General features: G+C 39.0%; 18 protein-coding genes and 1 pseudogene. 4 read left to right on the top strand and 15 right to left on the bottom strand.

Translation table 11 applies throughout. The features are described from left to right. Positions 1 to 491 precede the first annotated feature (491 nt). From M5E07_RS06405 to M5E07_RS06380, 6 genes are all read right to left on the bottom strand, one after another. Positions 492 to 1,808: an NAD(P)/FAD-dependent oxidoreductase gene (locus tag M5E07_RS06405; protein ID WP_252223152.1), complete on the bottom strand. Its 1,317-nt coding sequence runs from the start codon at positions 1,806 to 1,808 to the stop codon at positions 492 to 494. A 647-nt stretch (positions 1,809 to 2,455) separates the two neighbouring features. Then, a complete protein-coding gene (locus tag M5E07_RS06400; protein ID WP_252223149.1) occupies positions 2,456 to 4,675 on the bottom strand; it encodes an OsmC domain/YcaO domain-containing protein in 2,220 nt (739 codons plus the stop codon). A gap of 428 nt (positions 4,676 to 5,103) precedes the next feature. Then, on the bottom strand, positions 5,104 to 5,559 hold the full coding sequence (locus M5E07_RS06395) for a copper resistance protein NlpE N-terminal domain-containing protein (protein WP_252223146.1): 456 nt from the start codon (positions 5,557 to 5,559) through the stop codon (positions 5,104 to 5,106). Then, on the bottom strand, positions 5,560 to 7,620 hold the full coding sequence (locus M5E07_RS06390) for a TonB-dependent receptor (RefSeq protein ID WP_252223720.1): 2,061 nt from the start codon (positions 7,618 to 7,620) through the stop codon (positions 5,560 to 5,562). Positions 7,621 to 7,818: 198 nt separating this feature from the next. Further along, on the bottom strand, positions 7,819 to 8,202 hold the full coding sequence (locus M5E07_RS06385) for a DUF2946 family protein (RefSeq protein ID WP_252223718.1): 384 nt from the start codon (positions 8,200 to 8,202) through the stop codon (positions 7,819 to 7,821). Positions 8,203 to 8,568: 366 nt separating this feature from the next. Further along, positions 8,569 to 9,966 carry a glutamine synthetase family protein gene (locus M5E07_RS06380; RefSeq protein WP_252223143.1) on the bottom strand — a complete coding sequence of 466 codons (1,398 nt, stop codon included), beginning with the start codon at positions 9,964 to 9,966 and terminating at the stop codon, positions 8,569 to 8,571. A gap of 332 nt (positions 9,967 to 10,298) precedes the next feature. Here M5E07_RS06380 and M5E07_RS06375 point away from each other — a divergent pair. After that, a pseudogene (locus tag M5E07_RS06375) lies at positions 10,299 to 10,447 on the top strand (hypothetical protein); the annotation flags it as partial. On the opposite strand, the gene murI reads toward M5E07_RS06375, so the two are convergent. The 8 genes from murI to M5E07_RS06335 all read right to left on the bottom strand — a co-directional run bounded on the left by murI (position 10,421) and on the right by M5E07_RS06335 (position 22,043). Continuing rightward, positions 10,421 to 11,221 carry a glutamate racemase gene (murI, locus tag M5E07_RS06370; protein WP_252223140.1) on the bottom strand — a complete coding sequence of 267 codons (801 nt, stop codon included), beginning with the start codon at positions 11,219 to 11,221 and terminating at the stop codon, positions 10,421 to 10,423. The pseudogene M5E07_RS06375 and the gene murI overlap by 27 nt on opposite strands. 118 nt (positions 11,222 to 11,339) lie before the next feature. After that, positions 11,340 to 12,263 (bottom strand): formimidoylglutamase, encoded by a 924-nt coding sequence (hutG, locus tag M5E07_RS06365; RefSeq protein WP_252223137.1) that lies wholly within the window; start codon positions 12,261 to 12,263, stop codon positions 11,340 to 11,342. Between the two features lie 11 nt (positions 12,264 to 12,274). Beyond that, entirely contained in the window at positions 12,275 to 13,480 is a 1,206-nt protein-coding gene (gene hutI, locus M5E07_RS06360; protein ID WP_116762886.1) for an imidazolonepropionase, read from the bottom strand. Positions 13,481 to 13,531: 51 nt separating this feature from the next. Further along, positions 13,532 to 14,944, bottom strand: a complete 1,413-nt coding sequence (locus M5E07_RS06355; protein ID WP_252223134.1) for an amino acid permease — start codon at positions 14,942 to 14,944, stop codon at positions 13,532 to 13,534. A 64-nt stretch (positions 14,945 to 15,008) separates the two neighbouring features. Next, positions 15,009 to 16,547, bottom strand: a complete 1,539-nt coding sequence (gene hutH, locus M5E07_RS06350) for a histidine ammonia-lyase (protein WP_003654215.1) — start codon at positions 16,545 to 16,547, stop codon at positions 15,009 to 15,011. A gap of 87 nt (positions 16,548 to 16,634) precedes the next feature. After that, entirely contained in the window at positions 16,635 to 18,311 is a 1,677-nt protein-coding gene (hutU, locus tag M5E07_RS06345; protein WP_252223131.1) for a urocanate hydratase, read from the bottom strand. 417 nt (positions 18,312 to 18,728) lie between these two features. Beyond that, positions 18,729 to 19,484 (bottom strand): histidine utilization transcriptional repressor HutC, encoded by a 756-nt coding sequence (hutC, locus tag M5E07_RS06340; protein ID WP_252223128.1) that lies wholly within the window; start codon positions 19,482 to 19,484, stop codon positions 18,729 to 18,731. A 336-nt stretch (positions 19,485 to 19,820) separates the two neighbouring features. Then, the gene (locus M5E07_RS06335) at positions 19,821 to 22,043 is read right to left on the bottom strand and encodes a TonB-dependent siderophore receptor (RefSeq protein ID WP_252223125.1); all 2,223 of its coding nucleotides are present in this window, start codon (positions 22,041 to 22,043) and stop codon (positions 19,821 to 19,823) included. Between the two features lie 409 nt (positions 22,044 to 22,452). Here M5E07_RS06335 and M5E07_RS06330 point away from each other — a divergent pair, with 409 nt between their 5' ends. From M5E07_RS06330 to M5E07_RS06320, 3 genes are all read left to right on the top strand, one after another. Further along, the gene (locus M5E07_RS06330) at positions 22,453 to 22,824 is read left to right on the top strand and encodes a DUF1398 family protein (protein ID WP_252223122.1); all 372 of its coding nucleotides are present in this window, start codon (positions 22,453 to 22,455) and stop codon (positions 22,822 to 22,824) included. A 505-nt stretch (positions 22,825 to 23,329) separates the two neighbouring features. Next, complete coding sequence (locus M5E07_RS06325) at positions 23,330 to 23,929, top strand: TetR/AcrR family transcriptional regulator (RefSeq protein ID WP_116763582.1); 600 nt, start codon at positions 23,330 to 23,332, stop codon at positions 23,927 to 23,929. 114 nt (positions 23,930 to 24,043) lie between these two features. Then, entirely contained in the window at positions 24,044 to 24,346 is a 303-nt protein-coding gene (locus tag M5E07_RS06320) for a monooxygenase (protein WP_252223118.1), read from the top strand. A 20-nt stretch (positions 24,347 to 24,366) separates the two neighbouring features. Here M5E07_RS06320 and M5E07_RS06315 read toward each other — a convergent pair whose 3' ends face one another. Beyond that, the gene (locus tag M5E07_RS06315; RefSeq protein WP_116763586.1) at positions 24,367 to 24,609 is read right to left on the bottom strand and encodes an FmdB family zinc ribbon protein; all 243 of its coding nucleotides are present in this window, start codon (positions 24,607 to 24,609) and stop codon (positions 24,367 to 24,369) included. Positions 24,610 to 24,617 lie beyond the last annotated feature (8 nt).

Here is a 24,617-nt window from a genome sequence, read left to right as displayed (position 1 = left end):
ATTTGATGATGACAATAGAAGATGTTGTGCAATAGTTTAATGCTTTGTTGTACTTAACAAGACTTGCTAAGCCCGTTGCCTCTACGATACATACGACTTTCAATATAACAATTTCACGAACCTCTGCCATTCATAACAGGTATATAACTAACTTACTGTTATTTCAGCATATGCTCCTTGAATAGAGCTGCACCACTTCACATAAGACGACATTCACTTAGCATTTTACGACACTGCTTGAGTGAGGGTTTTAATAGATGGCTATTCAGTTGAGATCAAAGTTGGAGATTATGATGTAAACCTTGAAGCGATAAAGCATGAAAATTATTTAACTCAACCAAGCACAATATTTTTTTAATTGGGAGTAAATTTGCGTAAAAAACTCAAATTTAACCTGATCATTAGCCCAATAAATGAGTAACAATCAGCTCAAATTTGAGCTGGCTATTTATACCGATTTATATCAATAGACTAAATTTTTCTATGAAATATCAATGCATTTTTAATTGCGGTCTAGCCGACTTAGATAACACATCCTTTAACATCAAAATGCTGGTTTTAAATAGCCCGTGCAATGCAATTTGATGAAATCGGTACAGTGACATATACATTAAACGAGCAACAAAGCCTTCAATATTGATATTGCCCATGACATGTCCAACACTATTACGGTCACTTAAAGACACGAGTGAGCCTTTATCCTTAAAGACAAATTCTGGAAGTGGCTGAGCTGCGATATAAGCTACCAAGGCTTTTTCCAAAAAAATTGCCTGTTGATTGGCGACTTGAGCACGCGGTGCTAAGGGACGCTCCTTGCCTTCTGGTGTATAACTCGCACAATCCCCCATCGCAAAAATAGAATCATCTCGTGTCGTTTGCAAGGTCGATTTAACAATGAGTTGATTAATACGATTGGTTTCTAATTCGGCAATATTATTGAGAAAATCTGGGGCTTTAATTCCCGCAGACCAAACTTTTAAGTCAGCAGCTAATTGAGTTCCATCATCAAAATAAATGTGTGTTTCATCAATTTTTTGTACTCGACTTTTGGTTCTGACCTGAATACCCATGTTGACTAATTCGGCTTCTGCCAAACTTGATATTTTAGAATTCAGCGCTGGCAATACTCGATCTGCCGCCTCAATTAGGGTAATACATACATTGTCTGGTTGAATACTGTCTAAACCATATTTACAAAATTGATGCGCCGCGAAATGCAATTCCGCTGCCAATTCAACCCCTGTTGCACCTGCACCAATAATCGCAATATTCAGTAAGCTGTGCTGCGTATCTTCAATTAGGCTATTGGCTTGAGCTTGGAGATATAGATTTAAAAACTCTTTCTGTAAATAATCTGCCTGTGCACGTGAATCCAGACATACACAATGTGCTTTTGCACCTTCTGTATTAAAATCATTTGAAGTCGATCCTACTGAAACCACCAAAATATCGTAAGCAATAGAACGACATGGTGCAATTTGCTCACCTTGATGGGAACTTAATTCTGCAAGTTGAATCTTTTTTTCGGTACGATCAATATTAATCATTTTCCCCAAAAAGAACTCAAAATGATTTTTATTGGCATGGGCAAAGTAATTCAATTCATCATCATGTGAATTCAACGTTCCTGAAGCCACTTCATGTAAAAGCGGTTTCCAAATGTGGGTTAAAGTTGCATCGACCAAGATAATTTCGGCTTTATTTTTTTTGCCTAAACGATTCCCCAAACGCGTAGCGAGTTCAAGCCCGCCAGCTCCACCACCGACAATTACGATGCGTGTCTTACAATTTTTGTTTTCCAGTTGCATTGTTGTTTCTCCAATTGTTTGATGGTTAGGAAACGTTCGATTCATAATCATCAAATAATTGTCTAGCGTTCCGCTGCGCTTAGAGTTGTATCAAAATGTATCGTAAAATAATAAAATACAAATAAATGATAGTGAACATTTATTTAATAAATAGTATGAAAAATTTAACTAGACTAGAAGAAAGATTTAGCTTGAAATATCAGCAACAACAAAATTAAATAGATTTATTTTTATATATTTTTCAAAAACATATTTTAACTAAATTTCAAAAACTCATATAAATTTTATAAAAACAAAGGAGATAAAGTTCTGATTTTTTAATACACAATTCAACTTTCAATTGTTCTTTTTTTGATCTAAAAAGCAATATTGAAGACACATAGAAAAAGTTACCCTCCATTTGGCTTTGCTCATAAGGAGGACTTCCGACATGAATCACTTAGAAAATTATGGTTTTTAAAAACTCAAAATAGCCCCAAATTTTGAATAATTTTTTATATATTGCGTTTAAAAGTCAGTCATTAATATATAAATCTTGGTGCTTAAATAAGACAGTTTTTAATTATGATAGCAATAAAAAGCCACACTACTTTTTCTCAAGAAGTATGGCTAGAATTAACTCGATGACTACAATCGAATGAAATCAATTAGGCCAACAATTCGACTTTGGCAAGATTCGAATATTTGGCACGTGCAGCATGTAGTTTTTGATAACTATCAAGTAAACGTTGATGACGATCTAACCCTTCAAGTTTCATACTGGTTGGCGTTAAACCATAGAATCGAACGCTACCATCGACTGAACCTACGGCTGCATCCATGTGTTCATCACCAAACATACGGCGGAAATTGACTTCATAATCTTCAAGTTCCATTTCATCATCCAGTTCAACTTCTAACACGACATTTAAACATTGGTAGAATAAACCGCGTTCAACCGTATTGGTGTTGTATTGCAGGAAGGTTTCAACCAGATCTTTGGCTTCTTCAAATTGCTGTAAAGCCAAATAAATCATTAGCTTGAGTTCAAGTATCGTGAGTTGTCCCCAAACCGTATTATCATCAAACTCAATGCCAATCAGGGTTTTGATGTCGGTGTAGTCATCCAACTCGCTTTCTTCTAAGCGTTCAACCAAGGCTTCAAGCTGTTCATCATCTAGGCGGTGTAAATTCAGCGTGTCTTCGCGGAACCACAACGCCTTATTGGTATTGTCCCAAATTAAGTCTTCAACCAAATACACTTCTGAATAGCCAGGCACTAAAATACGGCAAGCTGTTGCACCTAAATGCTCATAAACAGCCATATAAACTTCTTTGCCCATATCTTTTAGGATATCAAACAAGATTTTGGCTTCATCGATATTTTTTGCATGCCCTTCTGCACTGAAGTCCCAGTCTACAAAGTCATAATCCGATTTCGCACTAAAGAAACGCCAAGACACCAAGCCACTCGAATCGATAAAGTGTTCTACGAAGTTGTTCGGCTCTGTAACCGCCTGTGAACTGAACGTCGGTTTTGGTAAATCATTCAGGCCTTCAAAACTACGACCTTGCATTAATTCCGTTAAGCTACGCTCAATGGCCACTTGCATATTTGGATGCGCACCAAACGAAGCAAATACCCCACCCGTACGTGGGTTCATTAAGGTCACGCACATCACTGGGTACTTGCCGCCCAATGAGGCATCTTTCACCAAAATTGGGAAACCTTGCTCTTCTAAGCCTTTAATCCCTTCAATAATACTTGGATATTGTGCCAGTACATCCGCAGGTACGTCTGGAAGTGCAATTTCACCTTCAATGATTTCACGCTTCACCGCACGTTCAAAAATTTCAGATAAACACTGTACTTGTGCTTCGGCAAGGGTATTCCCCGCACTCATACCATTACTTAAATATAAGTTTTCAATCAAATTGGTTGGGAAGTACACCACTTCGCCATCGGACTGACGTACATAAGGCAATGAACAAATACCACGCTCAACATTACCCGAGTTGGTGTCATATAAATGCGTGCCTAAAAGTTCATTTTCAGGATCATAAATTGCTTTGCAATACTCATCCAGAATCTCTGGTGGTAATTCACCATTTGGCCCAGGTTGGAACCATTTTTCATCTGGATAATGTACAAATTCGGCATTGGCAATTTCTTCACCCCAGAATTGATCGTTATAGAACAAATTACAGTTCAGACGTTCAATAAACTCGCCCAAGGCTGAAGCTAAAGCACTTTCTTTGGTTGCACCTTTACCATTCGAGAAACACATCGGAGAATGCGCATCACGAATATGTAACGACCACACATTAGGTACAATATTACGCCAAGACGCAATTTCAATTTTCATGCCTAAGTTCGCCAATAACCCAGACATATTGGCAATTGTTTCCTCTAAAGGTAAGTCCTTGCCTGTGATATGAGTCAAGTGTTCAGACGCCAGATTCGGCATTAAAAGCGCTTGTGCATCTGCATCAATACTTTCAACTTCTTCAATGACAAAATCAGGTCCTGTTTGGATCACTTTCTTTACTGTACAGCGGTCAATCGAACGTAAAATCCCTTGGCGGTCTTTTTCTGAAATATCGGCTGGTAGCTCAACTTGGATTTTAAAAATCTGTTTATAGCGGTCTTCAGGATCAACAATATTATTTTGCGATAAGCGAATGTTATCGGTTGGAATGTTACGTGCAAGGCAATAGACCTTAACAAAGTAAGCGGCACACATCGCTGAAGATGCTAAGAAATAGTCGAATGGTCCTGGGGCTGAACCATCGCCTTTGTAGCGAATAGGTTGGTCAGCAATTACAGTAAAGTCATCAAATTTAGCTTCGAGTCGAAGGTTATCGAGATAATTGACTTTAATTTCCATGTTGGCACCTAATGATGCTTATATGCCTACACCAGACAGATAAGCGTCGAAAATATTGAATTAAAAGCAGAATGCAATGAAGAAATTGGTTTGCAAAAAGAATCAGCCAAAGGCTTGGAGCTGATTAAAAAACGGCTTAACGAATGCGCGTAGATTTTACAGATTTCTGGCTCAAAGTGGAAATGCTATCTTGAGATTTATGCAATTTTTCCAATAAGCCTATACATTTTAAATATGCACTATATTCAATTGTTAGGTTTTTCAAAAAATACATCCAAACAATATATATAGCATTCACTGTGCAGATGAATCATGTATTCATGAAACAGCGTGATATTCCCCTGAATTTTCAAGGAAATATCAAAAGTCTGTCTTTCGGTCAATTCGCCCCATGTAAGCTTGGCATCACAATTTTGATGACAATATGCCTAACTCAATTTCTCTAATTGAAAATCTTCAAATGCATCAAATGGTCGCCCCGAATTAGGGTCAATAACTTCCACATAATTTTGCCCCCATACGATGAGGTTACGCTCTTTCACACCATGAAGTTGAATCTGGAGCTTTCCATCATCATTAAATGCAAACTTCCCATTAAAAGTTTCAGACTTCTTGTTGCCGCTATTGACTGTTCGCACCAATTCAAAGCTTTGATCCTGATTTAATTTCAGGTCAATTGTGGATCCTTCACAGCCATCACAGAACGTCGGACAAGTCACGCATGGTGTAATACCTCGGTATTGCCCCACCCACAGTTGCAATTGCGGATCTACAACTTTTATCGATTTTTCAGTTTCACTGGTTGAATGTTCAGCTTGTTTTGACTGGCTACAGCCCAAACATACACTGGCAAAAACGAATGAACACAGTAATGTTTTTTTCATTTAGAATGTCCAGTTCAAGGTAGCAGTTGCTTTAAGTGGCTCGCCAGGCTGAACCCAATTATTGGTATAGCTTGCAACGTAATAATCTTGATCGAAGAGGTTATCGATATTAAGTTGCACGCGTAAATCAGGACGAAGTTGTGCATACACACCCACGTTTACAACCGTAAAATCAGGTAAGCTCGTACCATTGTCGATATAGTTTGCACTGCGCTTGCCATAATAATTCACATGACCAATCAAACCAGCATGATATCCCGCAAGGTTGAATTGGTAATTTGCACTCAAATTTGCCGTATGCTTCGGGATATTCTTTAATCTTGCCCCTTTTGCCTCAACTTCACTCTCTACAATTGAAGCATCCGTAAACGTATAATTTGCATTTAAACGCAGATGATCTGTGAACTGGTGTTGTAATTCAAATTCAACCCCGTGGCTTTGCACGCGTCCACTATCGACGTAACTATCACTAATCCCTTCGGTCAAAAGATGCTGTTTATCGAGATCAAAATAAGTGAGTCCCAACCAGCTTTTGGCTTGGAATTGATATTTTGCACCGACTTCCCAACTTTCAGTTTTCTCAGGATCATACAAGTCATTGTTTTTATTTAATCCTGTATTCAGTTCAAATGCTTTGCCCCAATTCGTATAGAAAGATAGTTTCTCAGTGGGTTGATAATTGATTCCTGCTCGAGGAGTAAATGGTGTGAAGTCTTGTTGCGCTGACTTACCAGTAAGATGGTCATCAATTTGTTGATCTAAACGATTTAAACGCCCACCAACAAGTACATTCCATTGATCGCTTAAGAAGATTTGATCTTGTAAATTGACTCCAATAATATTTTGAGTCTCAAAAGTTTCTTTAGTAACACGAGTTAAAGGCAGAATATTTTGACCATATACTGGAACATAAATATTAATCTCACTTAAATCACCTTTAGTACTTCTTCTTTGAAGTTGATCAATCGTATAGTGACCTGCTTCTATATTCGTGACCAACTCATGTCGAATTGATCCTGTATTAAACTTACCCCGCAAAATCGACTGAAAGTTCGTCGTCTCGGTTTCAAATTGACGTGAACGACGGAAACGGTTTGCGCTCTGTCCATCTGCGGTGATGGAAGAAATTTCAGTCGACGTCCCCGCTCGCTCACCATGACTATAGGTGATTGCCGTGGTGTTGTTCCAATCATCATTAAATGCATGATTCACACGCAGTTGAACCATTTGATCTTGAATTTCAATATCACCGTCGCTGGGTTCGCCCAAAAATGTTTTTTTGTTCAGGTTCAATTGCCCATTAACCATTGGAATACCTCGGTCGAATACCCCTTTCGATTGAGCAAACTCGGTATCCAAATTCAACTGGGTTTGCGCTGAAAGCTTCCAAGCCAGTTGCGGCGCAATATAATAATGTTGATTATCCACCTGATCTCGAAAGCTCTGATTATTTTCATAAGCCAATCCCAATCGATAAGCCACATCCTGATTAATTGCCCCTGTGGTATCCAATGCAGCACGATATTCTTCAAAGGTACTACCACTTAGACTTAGGCTATTTATAGATTCCCATTCGGGTTGTTTAGTGGTGATATTCATAATCCCACCAATTGCCCCTTGCCCATACATCGCCGCCATCGGGCCTTTCAGGAAATCAATCGCTTGGATATTCACCATATCTCGTGGTGTATGAATACCGCTCACCGAACTTAAACCATTGCGCATGTAGATGGTACCCATATTCGGGTCTGTGCTAAATCCTCGAAAAGAATAATTATCCCAAAAACCACCGCCATAACTGTCTTGATAAACCACACCATTGACCAATGACAAGGCATCACTGATCCGCTGAACATGATGATTTTGAATGTCCTCATTGGAAACATGGGACTTTGTAAATGGAACGTCTAATAAGTCATGATTAAACTGGGTAATCGCCTGAGATGAGGTGTGTCTTTCATCCTGCTTTTCAGCGGTTAAAGTAATGGTGGACAATTGGGTTGTTTCTGTTTTTGCTTCACCCTCTGCTGCATGACTGTTTTGAGCATTTAAGCCATACATCGCACCCAGTATTACACTGCATAAAACTTTAAAAATTCGAGGGTTAATCTGTATTTGAACATGTGACGAAACCATCACGCCATTCCCTTTAAGGAACGGATTTAACTTGAATTGAGACATTTCAATTCCTTTAATGCATAAAATTCCCTAAGAACTTTCCATGCTTAGAAAAGTTCTCTGACTAAAATGTTCTGGAATTTAGGCAAATAAAGGTGGGGCTCGCCCTTGAGGCGTGAGAAATAGCCGCTGTAAAACAAAAAAGACGTGCTTAAATGCTTTTTGGAATGCAAGCATGCGAACTTGCATACGCGTAAAGACTTCTTGGATACCAAGATTCAAATGAGCCACTAAATGCCCATACACCGTACAGAAAATACAGTGATGATCAACAGAATGTTTGTGCTGAGAATCTGAGTGCTGCATGTTTTGCAAATCATGCACAGATTTAGAATGTGGATGATGGCTGGTCTGCTGAGTTTCTTTCGTCTGAACTGCTAATTCAGCAATAGTGATACAGACCTGAGCAATTTGAAACTTCTCAGGTAATAGGGGCTGCAAAAAAACTGCAACATGTATCCACATCGCTATTAAAGCGAGCACAAAAGATGCTCTCAACCCTATCCCGTCTGAAATGATGAACGCGGGAAACTAACATAGATGTAACACTTGAATCAATTACCCTGCCTAAAATTCGAAATACTGTTAAAAACCATTCCTTAATCAACCATATCCAATGTTGAATCAAAGTGTTATGCAGCTCATTTTGGGAATACCTTGTTCTTGTATCACCATATCAATCGTTTTTTATACTTAGAGGATGCACAATATTTAGACATTCATAATTCCACATCGACATTTTGAAAATTATATTTCAGGGACAGTTGAGAATCATGCGAGTCAATTCCCTATCAGACGATTCGACTTTATTGATGCGGCTATATTGCAGTTTTAAATATTCCACATTTGTTCTATCGCGGTAATTTGACTATACACATGCTGATGTTCTGCACGTTTGACAGCACACCACAGTTCCATAAAACGCTTTCCCAAATACGTCTGTAAAATATGGTTTTCTTTAAACAAAGCTAAAGCATCCAACTGATTTGTCGCTAAAAAGACACGTTCAGCAGGATCACTCATTTGGTTCGTTGCTGTAGGGAGCGCTAAACGATGGGTCAAACCATGTAATGTGCCAATCAACATTATGGCAGTGGTCAAATATGGATTACAGTCTGCGCCTGCTACACGGTATTCTAATCGACTATTTTCAGCATCTGAACATGGAATCCGAATCGCGACATTGCGGTTATTCAGTCCCCAATTTGCCTCTAAAGGTACATGGTTGCCTTTCTGAAAGCGTCGAAAAGAATTGATATTGGGTGCTAGTATCGCCATGCTTGGTGGTAAAAGTAGAATCAGCCCGCTAATCACTTTTAATAATTCAGAAGATACCGATTCATTTGGCTGCATACGAAACACATTCCGCTTGGCTTGATCTAAAAGGCTCATATGAAAGTGCATACCACTCCCTGCTTTATGGAGATCAGGTTTTGCTAAGAAACTGGCCCTTAATCCATTTTTTAAAGCCACTTGTTTGATCGTGCGCTTTAAAAGCATAATTTGGTCGCATAATTTAAGAATATCATCCATATGCTGAATATTAATTTCATATTGCCCAGCAGATGATTCCGCCACAATGCCCGTAATGTTTATGCCTTGCAAAGCAGCAATATATTCAACTTCATCGAGAACTTGTTGATAGCTATTAGGTGCCTGAACATCAAAACATTGGCTAGATACCATAGTCCTTGCATTTGCATTCAGATCGGATAGGTAAAATTCTAATTCCGCAGCCATACATGGATATAAATGCTGCTTTTCGAGTTGTGCCAATATGTTCTTTAAAATATTTCGGGGTTCATATTGGCAATCAGCGCTCCCTTCTTTCATACTTAATAATAATTGAGCATTCAATTCAGGCTCTAATGGACAAGGCTGTAAACTGCCTAATACTGGTTTGCAAAAATAATCTGGCTCTCCAATTTGTTTTCCCAATCCAGTTTCTTCTATCACCTCCCCATCTAGGCTCATCGCATAAATTGAGAGCGGAAAATAACACCCTTTACTCAGTTTTCTGAGACTGCTTACATCAATTCGTTTACCGCGCATATGCCCATTAATGTCATGCAGACAAATATCAATATGCTTGGTATTGGGATATCGAGTGAAATAGCTCTCTACTTCATCTAAAAACAATATTTCATCTAAATCTAAAGTTGAAGTATCAAGGGGGATGTTTATTCTAGAACTGTGTTGTTTATCTTGTATCGTGAGTAAGCTACTCATTATCTAAACCCTATTCATTTGAATGGACTCAAGATAAATGAGGCATGCCATGAAGTAACGTAAATGTTGCGTAAAATTTTAAAATAACGATATAAAACAAAATATTAAAATTTATTTAACCTTTATTTTCTTTGTTTAAGGATGCTCATTTCAGGCTTATGACTGCATGACATTAAATAAAAAAAGCCCGAAATCATTTCGAGCTTTTTTAAATCGGACTAAATTTGTTGACTGCTTTTGAGTTTCACATTGAATAAAACACAAAGCATTTCATATAACAGGTTCACACCTAATAACGAAATATTGCCTGTAATATCATAAAAATCTCAGCCGAATCTGCTGATGTTGTTTGTGAGTTTTTAGCCAATTACATCAGTCAAAAATTTACGAAATCAAAAAATCTATATCCATTAAGGGTGGACTCATTTTTATGGGCTTAGACGTTTTCTTAACTTTAAAAACCAGTAGTTTCTACGGGTAAATGCGTACCTAACAAAGAAAAAGTAACATCAGCGACTTTCAACGGGTCTGAACTGGTCCAAATAATATGACTCCCCTCATTTGGACGTTCAGAACTTAAATGATATTGATTAAGCTGCCGAATTAATTGTGCTGTTACAGCTTCGGAAGGCTCAATAATTTGAATATCATGACCCACAATATCCTGAATAGTATTTGATACAAATGGATAGTGTGTACAACCTAAAATAATCGTATCAACTTTTTGCTCGACTAGCGGCGCTAAAATATTGTTTAAATAGTCTTTAACTTCCGCTGTGTGTGCTTTGCCATTTTCTATTTTTTCGGCCAGACCAATACAAGGCACTAAAGACACTTTGATATCTTGTGCGTAAGTTTCGATTAAATTCTTGAGATTTTTTCCCTTAACCGTCGTAGCAGTTGCCAAGACAGCAATATGCTTGCTTTGTGTTATTGTCACTGCCGGTTTTACCGCTGGTTCTATTGCAATAAGCGGCACATTCATTTGCGCTCTGATTGTTTCAATCGCTACAGCCGTCATGGTGTTACACGCAATCACTATCGCTTTACATTTGCCATGATTAACTAGATTTGCAATTAAGTGCGTAGTCCTTGAAACAATCCAGTCACTTTCTTTGTCTCCATAAGGAACATATTTTGAGTCAGCGAAATAGATAATATCTTCATTCGGAAGAGCCTGCCGAATATGCTTAAAGAGAGACAGTCCACCTAAACCAGAATCAATCATTCCAATCGGGCTATTCTTCTGATTCATTATTTTTCCAATTTAAAATTCTAAAAGAAACTATATTTTTCATTATTATATTATATTTTTAATGCCCTTTTAAATCAGGCCTTAACTGAAGACCTGAGTTAAAAGTATATTCTTTAACTTATTGATTAAATAAGTATTGATAAACAATATAGGCAGCCAGTTTTGCTGTTCTATTGTCTAAATCAAATTTTGGATTGCACTCAGCAATATCTAAAAGTTTGATTTTTCCAGTCTCTTGAATATGCTTAAAAATTGCTTCAAAAGTGGCTAAATCAATTCCTTTTACAGCAGGTGCGCTCACCCCAGGTGCTACCGCAGCAGCAAATACATCTAAATCAATCGTAACGTACAAGCAGTCTACTTTTTCAATAAAAGCATCAACCGCTGCAAGTACGTTGTTCAGGTTAAAAATATTAACCTCATGATCACGTAAATATGAGCAATTTAGAGCATCGGCTGTATCAAACAAAACTTTAGTATTGGCATGGTTGGCGACCCCAATACATAAATAATTAAATTGTTTTTGATGTTGTTCTGAAAGTCGAGCTGCCTGTAAGAAAGGGGTTCCAGATGTCGCCTGTTCTGCTTCACGTAAATCAAAATGGGCATCGAAGTTAATAATCCCTATTTTTTGTTCAGGCGCATACGCTTGTACATATTGGAATAAACCGCTAAAGCTGCCAAATGCAACCTCATGTCCACCACCAAGTACAATCGGTTTTAAACCATTTTGTAGGCTGGTTGCGACTTGCTCAGCCAACTCAGTTTGAGCTTGCTCTAAATTGTCATATTCGCAGGTTACTGTACCTAAATCGACAATACTGACTGGACGATGAATAGGTAAATTGGCAAGCTGATTACGGATTGCATCTGGCGCATCAGCAGCACCGACTCTACCTTTATTACGTTTCACGCCTTCATCAGAGCTAAAACCAATCAGCGCAAATTCAGCATGTTGAGTTTTGTTGATAATATGATGAATGCGTTGGTGTGCTTCACCTTCGCCATCATGGCGGCCTTGCCATTTAAATGTGTGATTCATGGTGATACCGTTTAAAAAATAACTTCTTGTCCATGCTGAATTACTCGCTTAGGCAAATCTCCGCCAAGCCAGTAAACAATTTCAGATGGATGCTCAATATCCCAAGCCACAAAGTCAGCGACTTTACCCTGCTCCAGACTGCCGTGCGTTTGCTCTAAACCGAGTGCTTGTGCAGCATGAATGGTGACACCAGCCAATGCTTGCTCTGGAGTTAAGCGGAAAAGCGTGCTTCCCATATTGAGCATTAAACGTAAAGAAAGTGCTGGAGATGTGCCCGGGTTTAAATCACTCGATAGCGCAATACGCACACCATGTTTAATTAGACTTTCAACTGGTGGATATTGTGTTTCACGCAGCAAATAAAAAGCACCCGGCAACAGAACAGCAACCGTACCCGACTCTGCCATTGCTTTGACATCGTCTTCGGTCATGTACTCTAAATGGTCGGCTGACAAAGCATGATAACGTGCTGCCAAGCTTGAACCACCTAGCGATGAAAGCTGTTCCGCGTGAAGCTTAACGGGTAAATTTAAAGACTGTGCTGTTTTAAAAACACGTTCAACCTGAGCAGGTGAAAATGCTAAATGCTCACAGAATGCATCAACTGCATCGACTAAACCTTCAGCATGCAGTTTAGGCAACATTTCGGTACAGATATGCTCGATATAAGCATCGCTTTGGTCTTTGTACTCTGACGGTAAAGCATGTGCAGCTAAACAGGTGCTTTTTACCGTCATCGGTAAAGCTTCACCAATTTGACGAATCACACGCAGCATTTTGCGCTCATTTTCGTAATTGAGCCCATAGCCAGATTTGATCTCGATGGTTGTTACACCGTCTTGTTGCATACAGCGAATACGTTTAAGTGCTGAATTTAATAATTGTTCTTCGCTGGCTTCTCGGGTTGCACGCACTGTACTTGCAATGCCACCACCGCTTGCTGCAATTTCAGCATAGCTCACACCTTGCAAGCGTTTTTCAAACTCAACACTACGGTTGCCACCAAATACACTATGCGTATGACAGTCGATGAACCCTGGGGTAACCCAAGCGCCTTTTAAATCAACTGTTTCGGAATATGTGTCGGTAGGAAGTTGTTGTTGTTTTCCAATCCACTGAATGAGATGCCCTTCTGTAACAATTGCAGCATCTTCAATGTAGGAATATTGCCCATTTTGCATGGTCGCAATATGGCAATTTTGCCAGAGTTTTTTCATTAGCCTTTCCTCAAAACTGCCCAATAGTTAAACCATTGGGCAGTTCATTTGTTAGCTTTCTATCTCAACATTTTGATGGATAGGATTACTTTTCTTGCCCAAGTTCTGGTCTGGTTTTACCCATATGCGATAAGCAATAGTTAAGAGTACAAGCCATGTTATACCTACATAAATTGCAGGACGCGAATCAGGGAAATAACCCATCATGACTAAAATGAACACCATAAAACCAATCGCGAACGCAGGTGCATATGGCCAACCCCATACAGGGAAATCAAGCGCTTTAATCTCAGCAGTAGATAATTTACGGCGCATCGCCACTTGCGAAAGCAAAATCATGAGCCAAACCCAGACGGTTGCAAAAGTCGCAATTGATGCAATGATCATGAATACATTTTCAGGAATAAGGTAGTTCAGTACCACGCCCGTCAATAGCACACCAGCCATCACCACAACAGTCATCCATGGCACACCATTACGTGACAGTTTTTGGAAAACTCGAGGTGCTTGACCACGGTTTGCCATGCCATAAAGCATACGGCCTGCGCCGAATACATCACTGTTAATTGCTGAAACAGCCGCTGTAATCACGACAATATTTAAAATATTTGCTGCTGATTTAATGCCTAAATTTTCAAAAATCTGGACAAATGGACTACCTTGGCTACCAATTTGGTTCCATGGAAAAATCGACATCAGAACAAAAATCGTGAGCACATAAAAAAGTAAAATACGAACCGGAACAGCATTAATTGCTTTTGGCAAAGTCGTTTTCGGATCTTGCGACTCACCCGCTGTAATGCCAATAATCTCAATACCACCAAAGGCAAATACAACTACAGATAAACATGCCACCAAACCGGCAATACCATGCGGCATAAAACCGTCATAAATCCATAGGTTTGAAATGCCCGGTACGATATTGCTATGGTCAGCCTGAAAACCATAGAACATAAGGCCCAAACCGCCTAAAATCATGGCAACAATGGCGGTAACTTTTATAATGGATAACCAGAATTCGAGTTCACCAAAGACTTTAACGTGAATTAAATTAATAGCGCCTAAAAACATAATTAACGATAAAATCCAGATCCACCGTGGTACATCGGGATACCAGAATCCCATATAAATACCAAAAGCAGTGACATCGGCAAGTGCAACAATCACCATTTCAAAAACATAAGTCCAACCTGTGGTAAAACCTGCCAGTGGACTAATGTATTGTGATGCATAGTGGCTAAATGAACCAGATACAGGGTTATGGACAGCCATTTCCCCCAGTGCGCGCATAACAATATAAATTGCAATCCCTGCAACGATATACGCTAGTAAGACCGAAGGCCCCGCCATTTTAATAGCAGTTGCCGAACCATAGAAAAGCCCAGTTCCAATTGCTGAGCCCAATGCCAAGAAACGAATGTGACGGGTGTTCAACCCCCGCTGTAGTGTGGAGTTTTGTGACATTATAATCTCCAATCCTTGAGGATATTTAGTTAGATTCGGCCACTCCATGTGACCGTTTTATTAATCACACTTCAGATAGACTAGGGAGTAGGTTTGGAATAATTAACTCGTTTAGACAACCACTCGAAAGTAATTCACTTGCCTGTTCAATATCAGGAGCAAAGAAACGGTCTTCGCTGTAGTACGGCACTTGAGCGCGCAAGATTTTACGGGCTTGTTCAAGTTTAGGCGAGCTTTTTAGGCCTTCACGGAAATCTAAACCCTGACAAGCGCCTAACCATTCAACAGCTAGAATGCCGCGCACGTTATCGGCCATTGGCCAAAGACGTTTACCCGCATTCGGGGCCATCGAAACATGGTCTTCCTGATTCGCTGAAGTCGGTAAGCTATCAACACTCGCCGGATGTGCAAGCGCTTTGTTATCACTCGCAAGCGCTGCTGCTGTAACTTGAGCAATCATGAAACCTGAGTTAACGCCACCATTTGCGACCAAGAACGGTGGAAGCTGTGACATGTGGCGGTCCATCATCATCGAAATACGACGTTCTGAAAGTGAACCAATTTCTGCAATTGCCAATGCCAGATTATCTGCCGCCATAGCAACAGGTTCTGCGTGGAAGTTACCGCCTGAAATCACATCACCTTCTGCTGCAAAAACAAGAGGGTTATCAGACACTGCGTTTGCTTCAATTGCTAAAACTTCAGCAGCCTGACGGATTTGAGTTAGACATGCACCCATGACCTGTGGTTGGCAACGTAAAGAATACGGATCTTGAACTTTGCTACAGTCTTCGTGTGAATGTGCAATTTCACTTGATTCTGTTAAGAGGTCACGATAAGCCGCAGCCACATCAATTTGACCACGTTGACCACGTACTTCATGAATACGTGCATCGAACGGTGAACGTGAACCAAGCATTGCTTCAACACTTAAACCACCGCATACAGTTGCAGCAGCAAATAAATCTTCAGCTTCAAACAAACCACGTAAAGCATAAGCGGTCGAAACTTGTGTACCGTTTAGAAGTGCCAAGCCTTCTTTAGCTGCTAAAGAAATTGGCTCTAAGCCTGCAATTTTTAAAGCTTCAACTGCTGGTATCCATTCACCTTTATAGCGCGCTTTACTTTCACCCAACAAAATCAATGACATATGTGCAAGTGGTGCCAAGTCACCCGAAGCACCTACTGAGCCTTTAAGAGGAATGTGCGGATAAACTTCTGCATTAATTAAAGCCAACAATGCATCAATGACTTTACGGCGAATACCTGAGAAACCACGTGCCAAGCTATTTGCTTTCAATAGAATAATTAAACGAACCATTGCATCATCAAGTGGCTCACCTACACCTGCTGCATGCGAAAGAACTAACGAACGCTGTAATTGTTCTAAATCTTCAGGAGCAATCTTGGTTGAAGCAAGTAAACCAAAACCTGTGTTAATGCCGTAAGCTGTACGCCCTTCATTTACAATCTGTTCTACACAAGCCACGCTTGCGTTGATTGCAGCTGAAGCACTGTCATCTAATTTAACTTTAATCGGGTTGAGGTAAGCTTGACGTAAATCAGCTAAGGTTAATTTTCCCGGTTGGATCAATAATTCCATGTTGGCTTCCTAATTTTTGGCACTATATTCTGCTGAGACGGTGCTTTTCACAATTGCAAAAAGCACCGCTAGTTTTTCCATGTGTTTTTATTGAGTGATCATTGGCAAGTTTAAGCCTTGCTCTTTCGCACAGTTAATCGCAATTTCATAACCTGCATCGGCATGACGCATAACACCTGTTGCAGGGTCATTGGTCAGTACACGAGCAATACGTGCAGCAGCATCATCTGTACCATCACACACAATCACAACGCCTGAGTGTTGAGAGAAGCCCATACCTACACCGCCACCATGGTGTAGAGACACCCAAGTTGCCCCGCCTGCTGTATTTAACAAAGCATTTAATAAAGGCCAGTCTGATACTGCATCTGATCCGTCTTGCATTGCTTCAGTTTCACGGTTTGGACTTGCAACTGAGCCTGAGTCTAAGTGGTCACGACCAATCACAACTGGTGCAGATAATTCACCACTACGAACCATTTCGTTAAATGCCAAACCAAGTTTTGCACGTAAGCCTAAACCCACCCAGCAAATACGCGCTGGTAAACCTTGGAAGCTAATGCGTTCACGTGCCATGTCTAACCAGTGATGTAAATGTTCATCATCTGGAATTAACTCTTTAACTTTGGCATCTGTTTTATAAATGTCTTCTGGGTCACCAGAAAGCGCTGCCCAACGGAATGGACCAATACCACGGCAGAATAATGGACGGATATATGCAGGTACGAAGCCAGGGAAATCAAAAGCGTTTGCTACACCTTCTTCTTTCGCCATTTGACGGATGTTATTTCCATAGTCAAATGTTGGAACACCCATTTTTTGGAAATCGAGCATCGCTTGTACATGCTTCGCCATCGACTGTTTTGCAGCTTTTACAACAGCTTCTGGTTCTGTTTTCGCACGTTCACGGTATTCATCCCAAGTCCAACCTACTGGTAAGTAACCATTCAGTGGATCGTGTGCACTTGTTTGGTCTGTTACCATGTCTGGACGCACACCACGGCGAACAAGCTCAGGTAAAATTTCAGCAGCGTTACCATGAAGTGCAATTGAAATAACCTTGCCTTCTTTCGTGTAACGATCAATACGCGCTAAAGCATCATCTAAATCAGTTGCTTGTTCATCTACATAACGCGTACGTAAACGGAAATCGATACTTGCTTGTTGGCATTCAATGTTTAAAGAGCATGCACCTGCAAGTGTTGCAGCTAAAGGTTGAGCACCACCCATACCACCTAAACCAGCAGTTAATACCCAACGACCGTTTAAATCACCATTGTAATGCTGACGACCAGCTTCAACGAAAGTTTCGTAAGTGCCTTGCACAATGCCTTGGCTCCCAATGTAGATCCATGAACCTGCTGTCATTTGACCATACATTGCTAAAGCTTTTGCATCTAACTCGTTAAAGTGTTCCCAGTTTGCCCAGTGTGGCACAAGGTTTGAGTTTGCAATTAAAACACGTGGTGCATCTTTATGAGTTTTAAATACACCTACTGGTTTGCCTGATTGAACCAATAGAGTTTCATCAATTTCTAGATTTTTTAAAGTATCTACAATTTTATCAAAACATTCCCAGTTACGTGCAGCACGGCCAATACCACCGTATACAACCAACTCTTTCGGGTTTTCTGCAACATCCGGATCAAGGTTATTCATCAACATACGTAATGGCGCTTCAGTTAACCAACTTTTTGCATTGAGCTTTGTACCACGAGGTGCGCGAATTTCTACATCACGAAATTTTGTTGTCGTTGTTGTCACAGGCGGACTCCTTTCCTTTTCAAAAAATTAATATCCACAAGAAACTTCTTATGGGAAATCACATGTTCATACTTGTATATACATATATATACTATAGATTTTTTCTTTTATACAATAATTTTTTTAATTTTCCATCAACCCATTAATTTAAATACAAAAAAAATGCATAAGATGACTTATGCATTTCCAAAATATGCTTAAAATTTCAATCATAAAGTTTAAAACTTGTATAGTTTTACGCTGTTCAATCATCTTGCATGATTAACAAACTAGAGTAAAAAAGTTGCAGGCTATGCTAGATGAACACTCAAAATTGAATGAGCCACTTCTGAAAATTTGAATTTTTATCTTGTTTAGACAAAGCTGCGTACTGAGATATAAGCAACTTTAAATACGTATTTTCATCCATCCGTTGTTTTACGGATTAAACTTACCTTCCAAATGATATCGATTGCCTGGATAAATCAAACGCGCACTAGAAATGAGGTTTTTATTTGACCATGTTCTACGCTGAATAAATAAACAAGGTTCTGCCTTATTGATTTTGAGCCATTTACATTCTTGAGCAGATGCCAAAACTGCTTTTACAATATGCTCTCCCTCGGTCATAGGCGAATTTTGCATCAAGTAAGCATTCGGAGTGATTTGAGAAAAATCTTGTTTTAAATAATTCGGCACCAAATATGAATTGACCAATCGATCTTCAACCTGCACAGGAATATCATTTTCGTAATGAATAATAATGGAATGATAAAGTAGCTGACCTTCCTGCACTTGCATTTGCAGACTTTGCAAAGCATTCGCATGAATACTTTCCAGAACAATGACTTCGGCACGATGCTCATGCTTTCGCGCTTGAATTTCATCAGCAATATTATTGATTTGAAACAACGAAGTTTGTCCTTGCCCCTCTGCGACAAAAGAACCAACCCCTTGAACTCGAACCAATACACCTTCTGCCGTTAACTCCCGTAGTGCACGATTAATGGTCATGCGGCTACAACCCAACTGGTTGACCAATTCACTTTCAGACGGAATTTTTTGATTGGTCGACCATAATCCTTGATTAATTTTGGTGGTAATTAATTGCTTAACACGCATGTAAATCGGGATTGGACTATCTGCATCAATGGTCAAATTTAGGTCTTGTTTAGGCTCTTTTTTTATTGCCATGTAATTACTCGATACAGATTAACTTAATTCTTCGCAGTTTACCCTGTACCCCTCAAAAGGTATATACAGATATAGTCAAGTTATTTATAAGTCCTCTAACAACTCCATGTCCGCAGAATTTGATGAAGCTAACTTTAAAAATATTCTTTTATTACTGAAATCCAATATCAAGAGCCTAGCTTCACTTCAAAGTTTCAATATGGCTGTTCGAAATTTATAGAACTGAAAAAAGTAAATAGGTTTATAAAAGTGTGCTTCAACTTTAAAATAAATAAGGGACATTCATCATCCGATCAATGTCCCTCAAGCAACTTCTTCAACGTCTAAAATGTAAAATTAGAAATTCACTGTCCATGAAAATTGAGCTGAACGTGGTGCGCCTAAGAATAAGTAATCATCCCCAGAGAAACTTCCTGCATCACGCCAATATTTCTTGTTAAACACGTTATCAATATTTAAACGCAGCGTATTGTCATACCCATAAGCGCGGAAGTTATAAGCTGAACCAATATCGAACACAGTAAAACTTGGAACTTTGACCGTACCTGCTTTGTTGGCATATTTGTCACTACTGTATTGCATACCTGCCAACATTCTCAGCCCATCTACTTGTGGCACTGCATATGAAATATGGCTCGCAAAACGTAATTTCGGTACATTTTGTGTTTGATGCCCAGTATATTCAGCCGCATCAATACCTTTAAGTCGTGAATGAATAAAAGCCATGGTCGATGAAATATCAAGGTTCTGACTTAAACGCCCTTGTACACCCAGTTCCAGACCCAGATTATGCTGTTCACCATCCGTGACATACACATTGTCTAAGTTCGTATATTGATTGTCCTGTTTAAGATCGAACAAGGCTGCGGTGAATAAAAATGCCTGCCACTTCTGCTTAATTCCCAGTTCATATTGAGTTGAATGCACAGGTGCTAAAGTCGCATAAGCATTACCTTCTATACCTTTATCAAGATTACCAAACGCCATCCACGGTGCCTGTCCACCGTCACTTAAGCCTTTGGCATAAGAGGCATACACATGCGTACGTTCCCACGGTTGATACATCACTGCGAATTGTGGCAAGAAGCGATTTAAATTGGTTTCTCGAATATTACTTCCATCTGCGGCATAAGCATTTTCATCTAAATGTAACAACTTACCGCCTAACAAAATTGACCATTCAGGATTAAAGTCAATCTGATCCAATACGTTTAAGGCTGTCTGCTGACTATCAAGAGATTTATAGTGATTACCTAAGAATTTTTCACTTGGGATATATTCAATAGGGTCACTATTAATATTCCCTGTAGCTTCAAAATCACTGTTTACTGGTTCAAAAATCGCATCGTATTGTGCATGGCGTTTATAGGTCTGTGATAATTCCAAACTTAACTTATGTTGCCATGTACCTGTATTGAACTTCCCGTTTAGACCCGTTTTAAACTGATTGGTGAGGTAACTGTCATTTGGACTACGAAAATCATAAATATCGTAATTACCATTTTGATCAAAGGTATTACCTAACCCCGTATACTGACACTCAGTGCTGTAAGCGCAGCCATATGGAAATGCCGAGTAATCATCGACCACTACACGACTTTGTGAAGCAGCTAAGTTCGCTGTCCAATTGTCATTAAATTGGTAGGTATATTTTAAGCCAGCATTTAGACTTTCATTGGTAACAGGTTTGCCCCAGCTTTGATAACCCAGTAATCGATCCCATTCAACCCCAGTCGGTACGGTTGTGCCATCAAGTAACTGATAGCCCGGTACTGAACGTTGACGTTGACGTTGTGATTCAAGATCAAATTCCAATTTTGAACGATCTGATACTTTCCAGTCCAAAGCCAAAGAACCAAATACACGCTGACCATCCGCATGATCCACATAAGGGTGGATTTCTTCTTTTGCAAGATTAATTCGATAGCCGAACTGCTGCTTCTCGCCAAACAAGCCACCTAGGTCTGTTGCGACACGATTACCGCCATGACTGTCTCCTTCAATCGTTAAAGAGCGAACATTTTCAGGACGTTTCGTGACATAGTTGATTACACCGCCGGGCGTTGACATACCACTTTGAATAGCGCTAATACCCTTTAAAATCTCAACTTGTGCTTTATTTTCAAGGGCTACATTTTGTTGACCACGAAGTAGATTACCATTCAGTAAATAGCTGGATCCCGCATTGAGCATAAAGCCACGCATCATAAAATTTGAGTAGTAGCCAATTGGTGCGTAACCATCACCGACTGCTGCATCATTTTTCACCACATCAGTCAGTGTTTTAGCATGTTGATCTGCAATAAGTTGCGCGGTGATGGTCGTCAGTGAGGCTGGAATTTCTGCCTGTGTTTGCTGTGTAAACCCCGTCAAATTCACCTGAGGTTGGTAATACGCAGCCTGCGCTTGTTCTGCCGTCACCGTGATTGTCGCAAGTTGTGCGGTTTCATTTTCATCTGCTGCATAAGCCATTCCTGAACTCAGTCCTAGATATGAAAATGAACCAACCGCCAGTAATGCTTTTTGTAAATGAGAAAATGAAAATGGATACGTATTCACAGTCGTTGCCTAACCCCAAAAGATAATCTTACAGCATGAATTTTCGGGCATGAGTATTCACAATTTTCACGTATAGAACAATGCTTTTCTCTGACTTATTTCTGGTTTTATACGAAATAATCTTATTGAAGTATTCGAGCGAATAAAGTGAAAAAGCACTAAATAAGTCTTATTATTTTGTTTATATTTTTACACTATAAACACTGAAATGCATTCAGGTGTCCTGTCAGTTCTAGCTTTAATCCTTGCCTTTTCTTCTTTTACAAACACGAGCCTTAATTCTTATGTATCTTTTCGTGATAATTGATCATAGCTTTAATCACCGTATACAGAAAATCGAATGAAAAAAACAACGAATATTCACCTGCCCTTGTCATAATTAAACCAACAGAATAATGAAATAAAAAATATGAGTGCAGCTATAGAAATCATTGAACAAGCGCTACAAAAAGGCATGAATTATCGTTCTCAAATTGCTGGATTCCCTTATTTAGCCGAAGCTTTACGTGAAGCAGGCGTGACCATAAATGAATGGATTCTTCCAAGTTGCCAAAGTCTTTACCAGACCAATAAAGGGTCTGTCATCTTTCCCAACTCAGCATTGATCACAACCGCCACAGACATTCCTAAATTTAATCAAGACTTACTTATCCATGCATTACGAGCAGACCAAGCGGGTCAAACTACATTCCCAGAATTTTTACAGGCCATCTGGTCTGCTGGAATAATCCGCTACGTGGTCAACTTCGTTACATGTCATTTACTATGGTTGTTCAGGTGAAAGCTACAGCGAAGAATACCCTGCTGTCACACTGCCAATTTAATTTCTATTTCCAGTATTTATTTTTTATTTTCGAAAAAGTTTTAAGATTACACAGTTAAATTTATTAGAATCAAAAACAAGCAAATTTTTGTTCCTACAAATGTTAAAAAATAATCACATAATGGATAATGTACTTTTATAAATTTCATATAAAGCTCAAATTTTCAAAATAATTATCTGATTTAATTAGAAAAAGAATCATGATCATAATTTCTTTCAATTTGCTTTCTGCTTAAACTTTACAAAACCTTTTTAAATCATTATTTTGACCCAATTAAAGTTGGGTATCCAAACTTTAGATATCTCTCATCAGGTTATAGTAATATTGCTTCATCCTTAATTAAACTTGATTATTTGTTGGTTTTATCGGCATTTCTTCTACAATAGTTTAATTCTGTTTAAGAAAAAATTGCTATAGTCTTCTCACAAGTTCTTTTATAGTGATCTTATACGGAACATATGCATGAATTCAGAACGCCAACAAAATTTTCTTTTACGTAAAGAAAAAATCTTAGCAATGGCTGAAAAATTATTACTCGATAATAATCAGGACATTACTCTTGAAGAACTTGCTTCTGAGTTAGATATCGCGAAAGGTACGATTTACAAGCATTTCGACAGTAAAAATCAACTTTATTTAGAACTTATTATTCTAAACGAAAAGCGTTTACTCGATATTTCACACAAATTTAACATAGACATCAATTCTTACGTTTCAGAATACATGCTCTACAACATGTTAAATTCAAACCGCACAATTCTACTGCATGTTATTGAGGAACGTCTGACCAATAACGAACGTAAGCTGAATAACTTATTTGACGAACTCTACAAAATCCGTGAAGCGCGTATTTTAAGTATTAAAGAAATCACTGAAAAATATTTAAAAGAAAGCAATAGTGCGATGTCGATTCGAGACTATCAGTCTTATGTTTGGACTGTCACTTATGGTGCCTGCTTATTGCTCAATTCAACGAATTACCAAAAAGCCATTGGCTCACGTGAACGCTTAATCAAATTGTATATTAATCAAGTATTAATGACACCAGATAAAGTTGTGTAAATAGAATTTAAAGGAGATCTGATTAGATCTCTTTTTTCATTTCTGCTAGCCTTTTTTCAAACTAAGTTCAGCAAAAAATATCCTAAAATAATTGAAGCTTTCGGAATTATTAACATGACAGTCTTATTACAAATCGATTTTCCCAGTACTGGACCTTTTGCAGCAGAAATGACTCAAGCATTTACTCCACTTGCAGAAAGTATTAATCAGGAAACTGGTCTTATTTGGAAAATTTGGACAGAAAATAAAGATGCTCAAGAAGCAGGTGGAGTCTATCTATTTGATTCTATAGAAAATACCACCAATTATTTAACTATGCACTGCGCACGTTTAGAAAGTTTCGGTATCAGCAATATTCGCAGCAAAATTTTTCAAGTGAATATAGATCTTTCAAAAATCAACCATGCACCACTTTAAAATAATAAGTCCTGAATCTGTCAGGACTTATCATTACTTAAATGCAATGTTTCAAGTAAAGTTGGCTGCACAGGCGTTTCAGCCTGATTATGAAGATAAACTTGCGCCACTTTAAAGACAATCACAACGGCTAAACACGTCGCTATACAAAAAATCCAGAAACCAAATGGACTTCTAATGTTATGTGAACCGCAATTCGGGCACTCTTTAACATCCGAATCGACCACTAAATCACAGCAAGCACAATGGTATTGATACAGCATAGGTATGC

It is taken from the genome of Acinetobacter tibetensis (assembly GCF_023824315.1).
GTDB classification, from domain to species: domain Bacteria; phylum Pseudomonadota; class Gammaproteobacteria; order Pseudomonadales; family Moraxellaceae; genus Acinetobacter; species Acinetobacter tibetensis.
The sequence above is the reverse complement of the archived record's forward strand: the minus strand, read 5'-3'. Positions and strand labels throughout refer to the sequence as shown.